Source organism: Pseudomonas sp. 58 R 12 (assembly GCF_900005865.1).
In the GTDB taxonomy this organism is placed as follows: Bacteria; Pseudomonadota; Gammaproteobacteria; order Pseudomonadales; family Pseudomonadaceae; genus Aquipseudomonas; species Aquipseudomonas tritici.
This window is the reverse complement of record NZ_CVTP01000003.1, coordinates 43339-57855: the sequence shown is the minus strand read 5'-3', so window position 1 is coordinate 57855 and position 14517 is coordinate 43339. Positions and strand designations below refer to the sequence as shown.

The 14517-nt window shown below is 57.6% G+C and carries 15 protein-coding genes and 1 tRNA gene; 6 read left to right on the top strand and 10 right to left on the bottom strand.

Translation table 11 applies throughout. From position 1 onward, the window contains the following. Positions 1–297: 297 nt before the first annotated feature. From BFP95_RS01670 to BFP95_RS01630, 9 genes are all read right to left on the bottom strand, one after another. Positions 298–1221, bottom strand: a complete 924-nt coding sequence (locus tag BFP95_RS01670; RefSeq protein WP_065875205.1) for a sigma 54-interacting transcriptional regulator — start codon at positions 1219–1221, stop codon at positions 298–300. Between the two features lie 416 nt (positions 1222–1637). Beyond that, the gene (ychF, locus tag BFP95_RS01665) at positions 1638–2738 is read right to left on the bottom strand and encodes a redox-regulated ATPase YchF (RefSeq protein ID WP_049710111.1); all 1101 of its coding nucleotides are present in this window, start codon (positions 2736–2738) and stop codon (positions 1638–1640) included. A gap of 21 nt (positions 2739–2759) precedes the next feature. After that, the gene (gene pth, locus BFP95_RS01660) at positions 2760–3344 is read right to left on the bottom strand and encodes an aminoacyl-tRNA hydrolase (protein WP_017529915.1); all 585 of its coding nucleotides are present in this window, start codon (positions 3342–3344) and stop codon (positions 2760–2762) included. Positions 3345–3512: 168 nt separating this feature from the next. Then, positions 3513–4118, bottom strand: a complete 606-nt coding sequence (locus tag BFP95_RS01655) for a 50S ribosomal protein L25/general stress protein Ctc (RefSeq protein ID WP_065875203.1) — start codon at positions 4116–4118, stop codon at positions 3513–3515. 138 nt (positions 4119–4256) lie between these two features. Continuing rightward, complete coding sequence (locus BFP95_RS01650; RefSeq protein ID WP_003208392.1) at positions 4257–5198, bottom strand: ribose-phosphate pyrophosphokinase; 942 nt, start codon at positions 5196–5198, stop codon at positions 4257–4259. 46 nt (positions 5199–5244) lie between these two features. Then, a tRNA-Gln gene (locus BFP95_RS01645) sits at positions 5245–5319 on the bottom strand. 37 nt (positions 5320–5356) lie between these two features. Then, positions 5357–6160 carry a 4-(cytidine 5'-diphospho)-2-C-methyl-D-erythritol kinase gene (gene ispE / locus BFP95_RS01640; RefSeq protein WP_189683732.1) on the bottom strand — a complete coding sequence of 268 codons (804 nt, stop codon included), beginning with the start codon at positions 6158–6160 and terminating at the stop codon, positions 5357–5359. 49 nt (positions 6161–6209) lie between these two features. After that, positions 6210–6827, bottom strand: a complete 618-nt coding sequence (gene lolB, locus BFP95_RS01635) for a lipoprotein insertase outer membrane protein LolB (protein WP_049710107.1) — start codon at positions 6825–6827, stop codon at positions 6210–6212. A gap of 4 nt (positions 6828–6831) precedes the next feature. Then, the gene (locus BFP95_RS01630; RefSeq protein WP_065909056.1) at positions 6832–8556 is read right to left on the bottom strand and encodes a tetratricopeptide repeat protein; all 1725 of its coding nucleotides are present in this window, start codon (positions 8554–8556) and stop codon (positions 6832–6834) included. A 183-nt stretch (positions 8557–8739) separates the two neighbouring features. Between BFP95_RS01630 and hemA the strand changes: the two genes are divergently transcribed. The 6 genes from hemA to BFP95_RS01600 all read left to right on the top strand — a co-directional run bounded on the left by hemA (position 8740) and on the right by BFP95_RS01600 (position 14113). After that, complete coding sequence (gene hemA, locus BFP95_RS01625; protein WP_065875200.1) at positions 8740–10029, top strand: glutamyl-tRNA reductase; 1290 nt, start codon at positions 8740–8742, stop codon at positions 10027–10029. Further along, complete coding sequence (gene prfA, locus BFP95_RS01620; protein WP_010565625.1) at positions 10026–11108, top strand: peptide chain release factor 1; 1083 nt, start codon at positions 10026–10028, stop codon at positions 11106–11108. The genes hemA and prfA overlap by 4 nt, the downstream gene beginning before the upstream one ends. Then, a complete protein-coding gene (gene prmC / locus BFP95_RS01615; RefSeq protein WP_065875198.1) occupies positions 11109–11939 on the top strand; it encodes a peptide chain release factor N(5)-glutamine methyltransferase in 831 nt (276 codons plus the stop codon). Continuing rightward, positions 11933–12688, top strand: a complete 756-nt coding sequence (locus BFP95_RS01610; protein WP_065875197.1) for a molybdopterin-synthase adenylyltransferase MoeB — start codon at positions 11933–11935, stop codon at positions 12686–12688. The genes prmC and BFP95_RS01610 overlap by 7 nt, the downstream gene beginning before the upstream one ends. After that, positions 12681–13481 (top strand): glutamate racemase, encoded by an 801-nt coding sequence (murI, locus tag BFP95_RS01605; protein WP_065875196.1) that lies wholly within the window; start codon positions 12681–12683, stop codon positions 13479–13481. The genes BFP95_RS01610 and murI overlap by 8 nt, the downstream gene beginning before the upstream one ends. Before the next feature lie 113 nt (positions 13482–13594). Next, positions 13595–14113: an acyloxyacyl hydrolase gene (locus BFP95_RS01600; protein ID WP_065875195.1), complete on the top strand. Its 519-nt coding sequence runs from the start codon at positions 13595–13597 to the stop codon at positions 14111–14113. Between the two features lie 77 nt (positions 14114–14190). Here the strand turns inward: BFP95_RS01600 and BFP95_RS01595 are convergent, their stop codons facing one another. Next, on the bottom strand, positions 14191–14496 hold the full coding sequence (locus tag BFP95_RS01595; RefSeq protein WP_065875194.1) for a YkgJ family cysteine cluster protein: 306 nt from the start codon (positions 14494–14496) through the stop codon (positions 14191–14193). Between the last annotated feature and the right edge of the window lie 21 nt (positions 14497–14517).

Genomic DNA, 14517 nt, shown 5'->3' with positions numbered 1-14517 from the left:
TGAGTGTTCGCATCACGTGGGCCGATATTCGGATGTCAGGAGTACATGGTCATCCGTCTAGGACCACAAAATGAGTGGTGCTCGAAATTAATTAGTTCCAGATATTTACACCATGGCATTTCAAAATATTGCACGGTCTTCCAGCTTTGCTCTCGATGTAATACATTGCACAATGTTGCGGCATCTTTTTGAACAATCATGGCTTTCATGTATAGTTCTTGGCGAGCGTAAACGCGCCGTTTAGAGTGTGTCATTGTTGGTGGAAAGTCATGGTTTTCAGTGGATGAGCCTGCGGCCTTAACTCAATAATATGTCCAGTTGTTTCATTCGGTAATATAGCGTCCGCTTGGCCACTCCCAATTCCTTCGCTGCGCCATCCACACAGTGAGCGTTGCGGTGTAGAGATTCCTCGATCAGTACTTTTTCGATTTGTTGCATTCGCTCTTTAAGACTCGACTTGATTCGCGGAATGCCCACCTCAGCCGCAGCCAGGGGCGTCAAGCCCAATACAAAGCGTTTAGCCGTAGAGCGTAGTTCGCGCACATTGCCCTGCCATGAATGGCATAGCAGTTGCTGGAGTAGTTCGCTGGAGGGGCAGGGAGTAGTGCAGTGATAGTAGGCGGCTTCCTGCCGAGTCATGTTCAGAAATAAAGGGATGATGCGTTCGCGCCGATGACGCAGTGGGGGAAGACTAATGTTGACAACATTAAGGCGGAAATACAGGTCCCGTCTGAACCTACCTTGCTCGACCATCTCATGCAGTGATTGTTGGGCGGACGCGATGACACGCATGTCCACCGGTATGAACCGGGTTGAGCCCAAGCGTTCAACACCCCGCGACTCCAGCGCCCGTAACAGCTTGGCTTGCAATGCGAGTGGCATGCTATCGATCTCGTCCAAGTACAAGGTGCCCAGGTGTGCGGCCTCGATGACGCCTGCTCGTGACTGTACTGCACCGGTGTACGCGCCGCTATTGACGCCGAACAGTTGGCTTTCGGCCAAGCTTTCCGGGATGGCGGCACAGTTAACCGCAATGAAGTTTCCCTTGCGGTGGGAGAGGTAGTGGATGTGTTGTGCCAGTGTATCTTTACCGGTACCTGTTTCTCCCAGCAAGAGAATATCTATATCAAGAGTGGCGGTATTGTTTATAGTTGTTTGGATGCTCGGGCAATCAGGAAAGGTTATATCTGTTATGAGCCTGTTCTGGCTAATCGTCGACATAGCAATTTGCTCCAATGCAGAGGCCGCTTTCAGAGGGCTATCTCCCTATGTTCTTAGTTAATCAGGATTTTTTTATGTTGTCATGATGGGGGCAAAACTTTGGAGGAGGTGAAGTGTGTAATTTGAAAAAATTAAAAAATTACAAGTGTTGATTTGTGTTTTTTTTAAAGTTTTGCGTAAGAGAAATCTTAAAATTATAGTAAGTAATTTTTAGCGGCTTGGTATTTTTCTGAGTGCCGTAATTAGTTATAAGTTTTTTGTGTTTTTAAAGTGTTAGAGCAAGTTTCACGCTCAGGAATTTTGTCATTTTATCTAGCAGTTTCAAATTTCCCGACATTCGAGTTCGTTCAAGCGCCCACAAAAAAGCCGATGCAATGCATCGGCTTTTTTAGCTCGGTATAAACCGCAGGCAGCACTTACACGTTGAAGCGGAAGTGCATCACATCGCCATCTTTAACGATGTATTCCTTACCTTCCAAGCGCCACTTACCGGCTTCCTTGGTACCGGCTTCGCCCTTGTACTGGATGAAGTCGTTGTAGGCGATCACTTCGGCGCGGATGAAGCCCTTCTCGAAGTCGGTGTGGATCACGCCGGCAGCCTGTGGCGCGGTGGCGCCGACTTTGACGGTCCAGGCGCGGACTTCTTCGACACCGGCGGTGAAGTAAGTCTGCAGGTGCAGCATTTCGTAGCCAGCGCGGATCACACGGTTCAAGCCAGGCTCTTCCAGGCCCAGGGCCTCGAGGAACATGTCTTTTTCTTCGCCGTCATCCAGCTCGGCGATTTCTGCTTCGATCTTGTTGCACACCGGAACCACGATCGCGCCTTCTTCGTCGGCAATGGCCTTGACCACGTCCAGCAGCGGGTTGTTCTCGAAGCCGTCTTCAGCAACGTTGGCGATGTACATCACAGGCTTGGTCGTCAGCAAATGGAAGCCCTTGATCACCGCTTTTTCGTCGGTGCTCATGTTCTTCATCAGGCTGCGCGCAGGCTTGCCTTCGGTGAAGTGAGCAATCAACTGCTCCAGCAGGCCTTTCTGGACCACTGCGTCCTTGTCGCCGCCCTTGGCGTTACGCGCGACTTTTTGCAGTTGCTTTTCGCAGCTGTCGAGGTCGGCGAAGATCAGTTCCAGGTCGATGATCTCGATGTCACGCTTCGGGTCAACGCTGTTGGAGACGTGAATCACGTTCTCGTCTTCGAAGCAGCGGACCACGTGGGCGATCGCATCGGTTTCGCGGATGTTGGCCAGGAACTTGTTACCCAGGCCTTCACCTTTCGACGCACCGGCTACCAGGCCGGCGATGTCGACGAATTCCATGGTGGTCGGCAGGATGCGCTTGGGATTGACGATGGCCGCCAATGCCGCCAGGCGCGGGTCCGGCATAGCCACGATGCCGCTGTTGGGCTCGATGGTGCAGAAGGGGAAGTTCTCCGCTGCAATACCGGACTTGGTCAGGGCGTTGAACAGGGTGGATTTGCCGACGTTGGGCAGGCCGACGATGCCGCAATTGAATCCCATGGTGTTTCCCCTCGGTAAGAGTCAAGCCTTCTGGCTGTGCAGGTTTTTCATCGCGCGGTTCCATTCACCGGCGAAGATATCCGGCAGCACGCCGAGGGCAAAATCGATGCTGGCATCGAGTTTTTCCTGTTCGGCGCGTGGCGCACGACCCAGGACGAAATTTGAAACCATACTGGCAACGCCTGGGTGGCCAATGCCGAGCCGCAGACGGTAGAAATTATTCTGATTACCCAGCTGCGCGATGATGTCGCGCAGGCCATTGTGCCCGCCATGCCCGCCGCCGAGCTTGAGCTTGGCAACGCCGGGTGGCAGGTCCAGTTCGTCATGGGCCACCAGGATTTCCTCGGGTTTGATCCGGAAGAAGCCCGCAAGCGCCGCGACAGACTGGCCGCTGCGGTTCATGTAGGTGGTGGGAATCAGCAGACGAACATCCTGACCCTGATGCGAGAAGCGCCCGGTCAGGCCAAAATATTTGCGATCGGCCGCAAGGTTTACACCTTGTGCGTGGGCGATGCGCTCAACAAAAAGGGCCCCCGCGTTATGCCGGGTCTGTTCGTATTCGGCGCCTGGATTTCCCAGGCCAACGATCAGTTTAATGGCAGTCACGACAGGGGCCCTTCCTTTGGAGTTGTGGATAACATCGCCGCAACCTGGTTGCGGCGAAAGTGGACGACAGAAGCTAACTTATCCAGAGATAAACTTCGCGTTATCGCCCGCTTTCTCGCTACGTTTCGGTCCGCGATGTTTCCTCAAGCTCCGACGTTACAGAGCAAATTACTCTGCAGCGGTTTCGCCTTCTTCATCTTCTGCTACTACACGTGGCGCGTGGACGTTGGCAACAGCCTTGTCGTCGTCGTGAGCCAGTGCTACGAACTCAACGCCTTTAGGGGCTTTGAGGTCGGACAGGTGGATGATGGTGCCGATTTCAGCAGCCGACAGGTCGACTTCGATGAACTCAGGCAGGTCTTTCGGCAGGCAGCTTACTTCCAGCTCGGTGGCGGTGTGGGAAACAACGCCGCCTTTCTTGACTGGAGCTTCTTCACCGATGAAGTGCACAGGCACGATAGCGGTCAGCTTTTGACCGGCTACAACGCGGATGAAGTCAGCGTGCAGCACGTGGCCTTTGGCTGGGTGGCGTTGCAGAGCCTTGATGATGACGTTCTGCTTTTTGCCACCGACGTTCAGCTCGATGATGTGGCTGTAGGCCGCATCGTTTTCGAGCAGTTTGGCAATTTCTTTAGCCAGCATGCTGATGGATTCAGGGGCTTTTTCGCCACCGTAAACTACAGCTGGAACCAGGCTTGCGAGACGACGCAGGCGGCGGCTCGCACCTTTCCCCAGGTCGGAACGCACTTCAGCATTCAGAGTAAAATCGTTCATGTTGTATCTCCAAAATAACCACATTCGCCCCAGCGTTTGCGACCAGCGCTAAAGGCGATATGGGCAAAAAAGCCCCGCCCCAACAGTATGCTGAGGCGGGGCGCTTTTCGTCAGTGAGGTGTACCGAAGGTTTGACCCTTAACGGAACATCGCGCTGATCGATTCTTCGTTGCTGATACGGCGAACCGCTTCGGCAACTACCGGTGCGATATCCAGTTGACGGATACGCGAACAGGCTTGAGCAGCAGCGGACAACGGGATGGTGTTAGTCACCACCAGTTCGTCCAGCATGGAATTCTCGATGTTCTCGATCGCTCGGCCCGACAGCACAGGGTGTGTGCAGTAGGCGAAGACTTTAGCTGCACCGTGCTCTTTCAAGGCTTTGGCCGCGTGGCACAGGGTGCCGGCGGTGTCGACCATGTCATCAACCAGAATACAGGTACGCCCTTCGACATCACCGATGATATGCATCACTTCAGAGTGATTGGCTTTCTCGCGGCGTTTGTCGATGATCCCGAGGTCAACGCCCAGGGATTTGGCAACAGCCCGTGCGCGCACGACGCCACCAATGTCCGGGGACACGATCATCAGGTTTTCAAAGCGCTGGTCTTCAATGTCATCCACCAATACTGGGGAGCCGTAGATGTTATCTACCGGAATATCGAAGAAGCCCTGGATTTGGTCAGCGTGCAGGTCAACCGTGAGAACACGGTCGATACCTACCACGGTCAGCATGTCAGCAACGACTTTCGCGCTGATAGCCACACGTGCGGAACGCGGACGGCGATCCTGACGGGCATAACCAAAGTAAGGGATTACAGCTGTGATTCGAGTCGCTGAGGAGCGGCGGAAGGCATCAGCCATCACGACGAGTTCCATCAGGTTATCGTTGGTCGGAGCGCAGGTCGGCTGAATAATGAAGACGTCTTTACCGCGGACATTTTCATTGATCTCGGCTGTAATTTCGCCGTCGGAGAATTTACCGACAGAGATGTCACCGAGAGGGATATGCAGCTGACGTACGACACGTCGAGCCAGATCGGGGTTGGCGTTCCCCGTAAAGACCATCATCTTGGACACGCGCAGTACCTAGAGGCTGAGGGTAACCTGGATGAGTATAGGAAAATGGCAGGGGCGGCTGGATTCGAACCAACGCATGGCAGGATCAAAACCTGCTGCCTTACCGCTTGGCGACGCCCCTGTATCTGTTGCAACGAGTGCCTAACACTCGATTCCTTTTAGAGCAGACTTTGCAGCTTGCGATGCAACATCGAAACGTTGCTTCCTTTTGCTACAAACCCTGTAAGGGTCTCTGTAAGAAGGGCCGAGACTTTATCAGCTTCAGCTTTGCTTGGGAAGCCCCCAAACACACAACTTCCAGTTCCGGTTAATTTTGCTTCGGTAAATTTACCTAACAAATTCAAAGCGTTACGTACCTCTGGATAACGCCTTGCTACAACCGGTAAGCAGTCATTTCGACTGTTTCCCTTGGGAACGGGGCGCACTTTAATGGGAGGAGAGTTACGTGTCAACAGCGGATCTGAAAAAATTTCTGCTGTACTTACAGATACTTGCGGAACAAGCACAACGTACCACGGCTCTTCGGGGTATTCCGGGCTGAGTTTCTCCCCCACACCCTCGGCGAAAGCCGCGTGCCCGCGCACGAAAACCGGGACATCAGCACCCAGCGTCAAACCCAGCGCAGCCAGGCGATCATGGTCCCAACCCAGTTGCCACAAATGATTCAGGCCCAGCAATGTGGTTGCGGCATTCGAGCTGCCGCCACCGATACCACCGCCCATGGGCAGGATTTTATCGATCCAGATATCGATGCCGAGCGGGCAGCCGGATTGTTCCTTTATTTTTTTGGCGGCCTTCACAATCAGGTTGCTGTCGTGAGGAACGCCGTCGAACTCGGTGTGCAACTGGATCACGCCGTCGTCGCGCACGGCAAAAGTCAGCTCATCGCCGTAGTCGAGAAATTGAAACAGCGTCTGCAACTCGTGATAACCGTCTTCGCGGCGACCCAGAATATGCAGCATCAAATTGAGTTTGGCCGGGGAGGGCAAGGTCAGCGTTTGTACGGTCACGTTATTGCCCCAGCTTGCGCGGTTGCCAGTCCTTGATCACCAGCGTGACGTCAAGGTCGGTACCGTGCAGTTTGATGCGCTCGGGCAACCAGTAACCGCTTTGTTCTACGTAGCTTAGGTATTCGACTTGCCAGCCATCCTGTTCCAGGGTAGCCAGGCGGCTGTCGCCATTCAGGCTCAGACGGCTTTTGCTGTCAGGCGCTGGCAGGCCGCGTACCCACCATACCAGGTGGGAAACCGGCAGCTTCCAGCCAATCTGTTCTTCAAGCAGTACTTCCGGCGAGGTCGCCTCATAGCGCCCCTGGTTGGCCACTTCAAGGCTGACTTGCCCCGGTCTGCCGGTCAGGCGTGCGGCACCCCGGCCCAGCGGGCCGGAGAGACGAATGTCGTAGTAATCCTGGCGTTGCAGCCAGAACAACGTGCCGCTGCCGGAATCTTTGGGGGCGCGAACCCCGACTTTGCCTTCGATCTGCCAGCCATCGATGCTGCTGAGCTGGTCTTTGTGTTGTTTCCATTGCGCCGGGTTGCCCTGGCCCTCAACGGATTCACGGGCACCGAAACCCGCGCAACCGGCGAGCAGGGCGATAAAACTGAACACTACGATGTGGCGCAAGAACATAAGCTTAAAGGGTCTCGGAACCGGTCAGGCGCTTGATGGTGCTGCGCAGGATGGGGCTTTCGGGTTGTTCCTTGAGGAATTTTTCCCAGATTTGACGTGCTTCGCGCTGTTTGCCATTGGCCCACAGCACTTCGCCCAGGTGCGCGGCGACTTCCTGGTCGGGGAAGCGTTCCAGCGCCAGGCGCAGCAAGCGTTCGGCTTCGTCCAGGTTGCCCAGGCGGTAATTCACCCAGCCCAGGCTGTCGAGTACGGCCGGGTCTTCCGGGTTGAGCTTGTGGGCTTGTTCGATCAGTGCCTTGGCTTCGTCGTAACGCGTAGTACGGTCGGACAAGGTGTAGCCCAAGGCATTGAGGGCCATCGCATTGTCCGGGTCGCGCTTGATGATCAGGCGCAGGTCTTTTTCCATCTGCGCCAAGTCATTGCGTTTTTCCGCTTGCATGGCGCGGGTGTACAGCAGGTTCAAATCGTCAGGGAATTGCAGCAACGCTTGTTGCAGCAATTTCCAGGCGCGCTCACCCTGATTGTTGGCCGACAAAGTCTCGGCCTGGATCAGGTACAGCTGGATCGCATAGTCCGGCTCGGCATCGCGGGCGGCGGTCAGGCGTTTTTCCGCCTCATCGGTGCGGCCGTTGCTCATCAGGATATCGGCCTGGCGCAATTGGGCTGGCAGGTAGTCATTGCCGGGGCCGACCTGGGCATATTCGAGCAAGGCGGCCTGTGGGTCGTTGCGTTCTTCGGCGATACGGCCGAGGTTCAGGTGCGCCGAATCCACATGGCTTTCGCGCTGGATCAGCTCTTCCAGATAACCCTTGGCCTCGTCCCACGCCTTGGCTTCCAGGCATACCAGCGCCAGGGAGTAACGCAGCTCGTCGTCGTCCGGGTATTGCTGCACCAGGTTGGCGAACTGCACCTTGGCGTCTTCCATGCGGTCCTGTTCGACCAGCATGCGTGCGTAGGTCAGGCGCAGGCGCTTGTCATCCGGATACTTCTTGATACTTTTTTCCAGCAGAGGAATGGCTTCCTTGCCGCGATTGAGGTTCTGCAGCAGGCGTGCGCGCAGCAGGATCGGGGCGATTTCGCCTTCTTCCGACGGGTTCTGCTCCAGCAGCCTCAGCGCTGCGTCGGCTTCGTCATCCTGCTGCAGCAACAAGGCCTTGCCGAAAATCAGCTGGCTGTTCTTTGGATGTTTTTGCAGCAGGCGGTCGAAACTCTTCATCAGGCCATTGCGCGTGTCCTGGTCGGTGTCGGCAGCTGACAGCGCGAGGAAGTCGAAATGGGTGTCGCCTTTGCCCTGCAGGACTTTCTCCATGTAGACCATGGAGTCGTCATAGCGCCCGGCGCGCGCCAGTTGGATCGCCGCGGCTCGCTGTGCTTCCAGGTCGTCCGGTGCGTTTTTCGCCCAGATCAGCGACGTGTCCAGCGCAGCCTGGTCGGCGCCCAGGTACTCGGCGATGCGAAACGCCCGCTCGGAAATCCCCGGATCCTGGGTGTTGATGGCCTGGGTCACGTAATTGTCCAGCGCAATATCGAAGCGATTGCGCTGGCCGGCCAGCTCCGCGCTCAGCAGGCTGAACACCGTTTCTTCACTGAACGAGGAATAAACCTTGGGCTTTTCAGGGGCGGGGGTGCTGTCTTCTACGGGCGGTGTACCGTCCGGCGACACGGGTGCCATGGCCTGGCAGCCGCTGAGGAAGACAAAAGCAAGGAGCAACGCGGAAGATCTATTCATATAGGAAGAGGACGACTAACCTGCGGTCGGATCATCATGACACAAGCCTTCGGCCAAACATAACCGAGACTCAGCGGACGCCTTTCATAGGCACAACATATAGGGACAATAGACGACGGTGGTTGTTCTGAATCTTTCGAAGTAGGACAATTGTCGGCTTCCCGACATCATCAGCGATCTTGAATGGCCTTCCTCGCACTCGGTATTAACCACAAGACTGCCTCCGTAGACGTGCGCGAGCGCGTGGCGTTTACGCCAGAGCAGTTGGTTGAGGCCTTGCAGCAGCTCTGCCGGCTCACCGACAGTCGCGAAGCTGCGATCCTTTCAACCTGCAATCGCACCGAGCTTTATATAGAGCAGGAACATCTTTCAGCGGATGTAGTGCTGCGCTGGCTGGCCGATTTTCACCATTTGAGCCTCGATGACCTGCGTGCCTGCGCTTATGTGCATGAAGAGGATGCGGCAGTTCGTCACATGATGCGTGTGGCGTCCGGTCTCGATTCGCTGGTGTTGGGTGAACCGCAGATCCTCGGCCAGATGAAGTCCGCCTACGCCGTAGCGCGCGAGGCCGGAACCGTCGGCCCGCTGCTGGGGCGCTTGTTCCAGGCCACGTTCAATTCCGCCAAGCAGGTACGCACCGACACCGCCATTGGTGAAAACCCGGTGTCCGTGGCGTTTGCTGCGGTCAGCCTGGCCAAGCAGATTTTCAGTGATTTGCAACGCAGCCAGGCCTTGTTGATCGGCGCGGGGGAGACCATTACCCTGGTCGCCCGTCACCTGCATGACCTGGGGGTCAAGCGGATCGTGGTCGCCAACCGCACGCTTGAGCGCGCCAGCATCCTCGCCGAACAGTTCGGCGCGCATGCCGTGTTGCTGTCTGACATCCCGGCCGAACTGGTGCGCAGCGATATCGTCATCAGCTCTACCGCCAGCCAGTTGCCGATCCTTGGCAAGGGCGCGGTCGAAAGCGCATTGAAGCTGCGCAAGCACAAACCGATCTTTATGGTGGATATCGCCGTTCCCCGCGATATCGAACCCGAAGTCGGCGAGTTGGACGACGTTTACCTCTATAGCGTTGACGATCTGCACGAAGTGGTCGCCGAAAATCTCAAGAGCCGCCAGGGTGCAGCCCAGGCTGCTGAGGAAATGGTCAGCACCGGCGCCGAAGATTTCATGGTGCGCCTGCGTGAATTGGCGGCGGTGGATGTGCTCAAGGCGTATCGTCAGCAAGGCGAACGCCTGCGCGACGAGGAGCTGGTCAAAGCCCAGCGCTTGCTGGCCAATGGCAGCAGCGCTGAAGAGGTGCTGATGCAACTGGCCCGGGGCCTCACCAACAAGTTGCTCCACGCCCCCAGCGTACAATTAAAAAAGCTTACTGCCGAAGGCCGCCTCGATGCGCTGGCCATGGCCCAGGAACTCTTTGCCCTCGGTGAGGGCGCGTCAGAAAGCTCTTCGGATAAAAAACCGCAATGAAAGCGTCACTGCTCAATAAACTGGACGTGCTCCAGGACCGTTTCGAAGAACTGACCGCCTTGCTCGGCGATGGCGAGGTCATTTCCGATCAGACCAAGTTCCGCGCCTATTCCAAGGAATACGCCGAAGTTGAGCCGGTTGTGGCCACCTATAAAAACTTGCTGAAAGTGCAGGCCGATCTTGAAGGCGCCCAGGCGCTGCTCAAGGACAGCGACCCGGACATGCGTGAAATGGCCGTGGAAGAGGTCCGCGAGGCCAAGGAAAAGCTGGCCGAGCTGGAAGGCGACCTGCAACGCATGTTGCTGCCCAAGGACCCGAACGATGGGCGCAACGTGTTCCTTGAAATCCGTGCCGGCACTGGCGGTGACGAGGCGGCGATCTTTTCCGGCGACCTGTTCCGCATGTATTCGCGTTATGCCGAGCGTCGCGGCTGGCGGGTCGAAATCCTATCCGAGAACGAAGGTGAACACGGCGGCTATAAAGAAGTCATCGCGCGGGTTGAAGGCGATAACGTCTACGGCAAGCTCAAGTTTGAGTCCGGTGCACACCGCGTGCAGCGCGTTCCGGCGACTGAATCCCAAGGCCGCATCCACACCTCGGCGTGCACCGTCGCCGTGTTGCCTGAGCCGGACGAGCAGGAAGCCATCGAGATCAACCCGGCTGACTTGCGTGTCGATACTTACCGCTCGTCGGGCGCCGGTGGTCAGCACGTCAACAAGACTGATTCGGCGATCCGTATCACCCACTTGCCGTCGGGTATCGTGGTGGAGTGCCAGGAAGAGCGTTCCCAGCATAAAAACCGTGCGCGGGCGATGTCGTGGCTGTCGGCCAAGCTCAATGACCAGCAGACCAGCGCCGCCGCGAACGCGATTGCCAGCGAGCGCAAGTTGCTCGTGGGTTCGGGCGACCGTTCCGAGCGTATCCGTACCTACAACTTTGCCCAGGGCCGGGTCACCGACCACCGGGTTAACCTCACCCTTTATTCCCTTGACGAAATTCTCGCGGGTGGCGTCGACGCGGTGATCGAGCCGTTACTCGCCGAGTATCAGGCCGATCAATTAGCGGCGATAGGTGAATAAATGACCATCATTGCCAGCCTGCTGCGCGCCGCTGATCTGCCCGACTCGCCCACCGCGCGCCTGGATGCCGAATTGCTGCTGGCGGCTGCGCTGGGCAAGTCCCGCAGCTACCTGCACACCTGGCCGGAAAAAATTGTCAGCAGTGAAGACGCGTTGACCTTTGCCGGCTACCTGCAACGCCGTCGCGGCGGTGAGCCGGTGGCGTATATCCTCGGCCAGCAAGGCTTCTGGAAGCTGGACCTGGAGGTCGCGCCGCACACGCTGATCCCGCGTCCGGACACCGAACTGCTGGTGGAAGCCGCCCTGGAATTGTTGCCAGCCACGCCCGCCAAGGTCCTCGACCTGGGGACCGGCAGCGGGGCCATCGCGTTAGCCCTGGCCAGCGAGCGCCCAGCCTGGCAGATCACCGCTGTCGACCGTGTATTGGAAGCTGTGGCCCTGGCCGAGCGCAATCGCCAGCGCCTGCACCTCGATAACGCAGCGGTGCTGAACAGCCACTGGTTCAGCGCGTTGCAGGGTCATACCTATGACCTGATCATCAGTAACCCGCCGTATATTGCCGACAATGATCCACACCTGGTGGCCGGTGACGTGCGCTTCGAGCCGGCCAGCGCATTGGTGGCCGGTCATGATGGCTTGGACGACCTGCGCTTGATCATCAAAGAAGCCCCCGCTCACCTGAACGTCGGTGGCCGGCTGTTGCTGGAGCACGGTTACGACCAGGCCCCGGCTGTGCGCGATCTGCTGCTGAGTGAAGGCTTTGAAGAGGTACACAGCCGTATCGATCTCGGCGGACACGAGCGCATCACGCTGGGACGCCGGCCGTGCTGACCGATCAGGAGCTGTTGCGCTATAGCCGACAGATTCTGTTGCAACATGTCGACATCGACGGCCAGTTGCGCCTGAAAAACGGCCGTGCATTGATCGTGGGGCTTGGTGGCCTGGGCGCACCCGTTGCGCTTTACCTGGCGGCCGCGGGCGTGGGCGAGTTGCATCTGGCGGACTTCGACACGGTCGACCTGACCAACCTGCAACGCCAGATTATCCATGACACCGACAGCGTCGGGCAGACCAAGGTCGATTCAGCCCTGCGCCGCCTGAGCGCCATCAACCCCGAAATCAAGCTGATTGCCCACCGCACGGCGCTGGATGCCGACTCCTTGGCTGCCGCGGTAGGTGCGGTCGATGTTGTGCTCGATTGCAGCGACAACTTCTCCACGCGCGAGGCGGTCAACGCTGCTTGCGTTGCCGCCGGAAAGCCATTGATCAGCGGCGCGGCGATTCGCCTTGAAGGCCAATTGTCTGTGTTCGACCCGCGTCGCGCCGAAAGCCCGTGTTACCACTGTTTATATGGGCACGGCAGCGACACCGAACTTACCTGCAGCGAAGCCGGCGTGGCCGGCCCGCTGGTGGGGGTGGTGGGCAGCCTGCAGGCGCTGGAGGCCTTGAAGCTGCTGGCCGGTTTCGGCGAACCCTTGGTAGGCCGCCTGTTGCTTATCGATGCCTTGACCACGCGTTTTCGCGAGCTACGCGTCAAGCGTGACCCTGGCTGCAGCGTGTGCGGGACCCAACATGGTTAAGGGCGCGCCAATCGGTGTGTTCGATTCCGGTGTTGGCGGCTTGTCGGTACTGGCCGAAATCCAGCAATTGCTGCCCCATGAGTCGCTGCTGTACGTGGCCGACTGCGGGCATATCCCCTATGGCGAGAAAACCCCGGCGTTTATTCGTGAGCGCTCGCGGCAGGTCGCGGCGTTTCTCCGCGACAAGGGCGCCAAGGCATTTGTGATTGCCTGCAACACCGCGACCGTCGCGGCCGTCGCCGACTTGCGCCAGGACTATCCCGACTGGCCACTGGTGGGCATGGAGCCCGCTGTCAAACCTGCTGCCGCCGCCACCCGCAGCGGCGTGGTCGGTGTGCTTGCCACCACCGGCACGCTGCAAAGCGCCAAGTTCGCTGCGCTGCTGGACCGCTTCGCCACTGATGTTCGGGTCATCACCCAACCCTGCCCGGGCCTGGTGGAGCTGATTGAAACCGGCGACCTGAACAGCCCCGCCCTGCGCCAGTTATTGCAGGGTTACATCGAACCGCTGCTCAGCGCCGGTTGCGACACCATCATCCTCGGCTGCACCCACTATCCCTTCCTCAAGCCGCTCCTGGCGCAGATGCTGCCCCCCAGCATCATCCTTATCGACACCGGTGCCGCCGTGGCCCGCCAGCTCAAGCGTTTACTGAGTGAGCGCGATCTTCTGGCCGTCGGCGACCCTGAACCTGCACCTGCACAGTTCTGGACCAGTGGCGATCTGCAACATTTCAGAAACATCCTACCTACACTATGGAAATCTTCCGGAAATGTGAGTAATTTCAGTTTGTGAAAAAATCGTGAAAAAATCACGGTTTTTGACTGAACTTCTGCATTAATGGCGACTTCTATAGCACGTTAGCCTGTACATAAAATCTTACAACGTCGTTTGAAGGGATGTTTCATATGAAGCGTTTTCTCTGTTTGGCTGCGCTTGCGGCCGCGGTAATGGGGCACTCTTTTTCGGCGCAAGCCGCCGGGTTGGAGTTTGGTCTGGGGGCAACCAGTGATTCAACGCTGACCTATCGGTTGGGGTTGACGTCGGATTGGGACAAGAGCTGGATGCAGAGCGATACCGGTCGCCTGACGGGCTATTGGAGCGGCGCTTACACTTACTGGGAAGGTGACGATCGCGCTGGCGCCAGTAGCCTGTCGTTCTCGCCCGTGTTTGTGTATGAGTTTGCCGGGCAGTCGGTCAAACCCTACATCGAAGCCGGGATCGGCGTAGCGGTGTTCTCCCGTACCAAGTTGGAAGACAACAACATTGGCCAGGCCTTTCAGTTCGAAGACCGCCTGGGTTTTGGTCTGCGGTTTACCGGTGGGCATGAAGTGGGCATTCGTGCCACGCACTATTCCAACGCCGGGATCAGCAGCAATAACGATGGGGTAGAGAGCTACTCGCTGCATTACACCATGCCGCTGTAGTCTTCAGGCCGCTGAAGATATCCCCTGTGGGAGCGAGCAAGCCCGCTCCCACATTTAGATCCCCACTCATTTCACGATCAGCGATACGCCGTCGCAATCCCTTCGCGTTCGGTCAAGCACTCCGGAGCGCCCATCTCGAACTCCCGGCAAATCAACGGCCGTCGCTCATAGATCGTGCACATCATCGTGTCCCGATCCAGCGCTGCGCACCAGCCGTCGTCCAGGCGCAGCATCACTTCGCCGCCCCAATCGTCGGTATCGATATAGCGCTCCGGCACGCCGGTGTCGGTAATCAGCATGACTTCCAGCTGGCAGCAGCAGGCCGCGCACGTCGAGCAGGTGACGGCGGGTTCAGCGATTTGGGTGTGGGGGATGTTGGTCATAGGTGCGCAGTGTAAGGCAAG

Coding starts and splice junctions, on each gene's coding strand:
- BFP95_RS01655 (WP_065875203.1), bottom strand. CDS start 4,118: ATGAACGATTTTACTCTGAATGCTGAAGTGCGTTCCGACCTGGGGAAA.
- BFP95_RS01670 (WP_065875205.1), bottom strand. CDS start 1,221: ATGTCGACGATTAGCCAGAACAGGCTCATAACAGATATAACCTTTCCT.
- BFP95_RS01600 (WP_065875195.1), top strand. CDS start 13,595: ATGAAGCGTTTTCTCTGTTTGGCTGCGCTTGCGGCCGCGGTAATGGGG.
- prmC (WP_065875198.1), top strand. CDS start 11,109: ATGACCATCATTGCCAGCCTGCTGCGCGCCGCTGATCTGCCCGACTCG.
- BFP95_RS01630 (WP_065909056.1), bottom strand. CDS start 8,556: ATGAATAGATCTTCCGCGTTGCTCCTTGCTTTTGTCTTCCTCAGCGGC.
- ispE (WP_189683732.1), bottom strand. CDS start 6,160: ATGCTGCATATTCTGGGTCGCCGCGAAGACGGTTATCACGAGTTGCAG.
- BFP95_RS01595 (WP_065875194.1), bottom strand. CDS start 14,496: ATGACCAACATCCCCCACACCCAAATCGCTGAACCCGCCGTCACCTGC.
- lolB (WP_049710107.1), bottom strand. CDS start 6,827: ATGTTCTTGCGCCACATCGTAGTGTTCAGTTTTATCGCCCTGCTCGCC.
- ychF (WP_049710111.1), bottom strand. CDS start 2,738: ATGGGATTCAATTGCGGCATCGTCGGCCTGCCCAACGTCGGCAAATCC.
- prfA (WP_010565625.1), top strand. CDS start 10,026: ATGAAAGCGTCACTGCTCAATAAACTGGACGTGCTCCAGGACCGTTTC.
- hemA (WP_065875200.1), top strand. CDS start 8,740: ATGGCCTTCCTCGCACTCGGTATTAACCACAAGACTGCCTCCGTAGAC.
- murI (WP_065875196.1), top strand. CDS start 12,681: ATGGTTAAGGGCGCGCCAATCGGTGTGTTCGATTCCGGTGTTGGCGGC.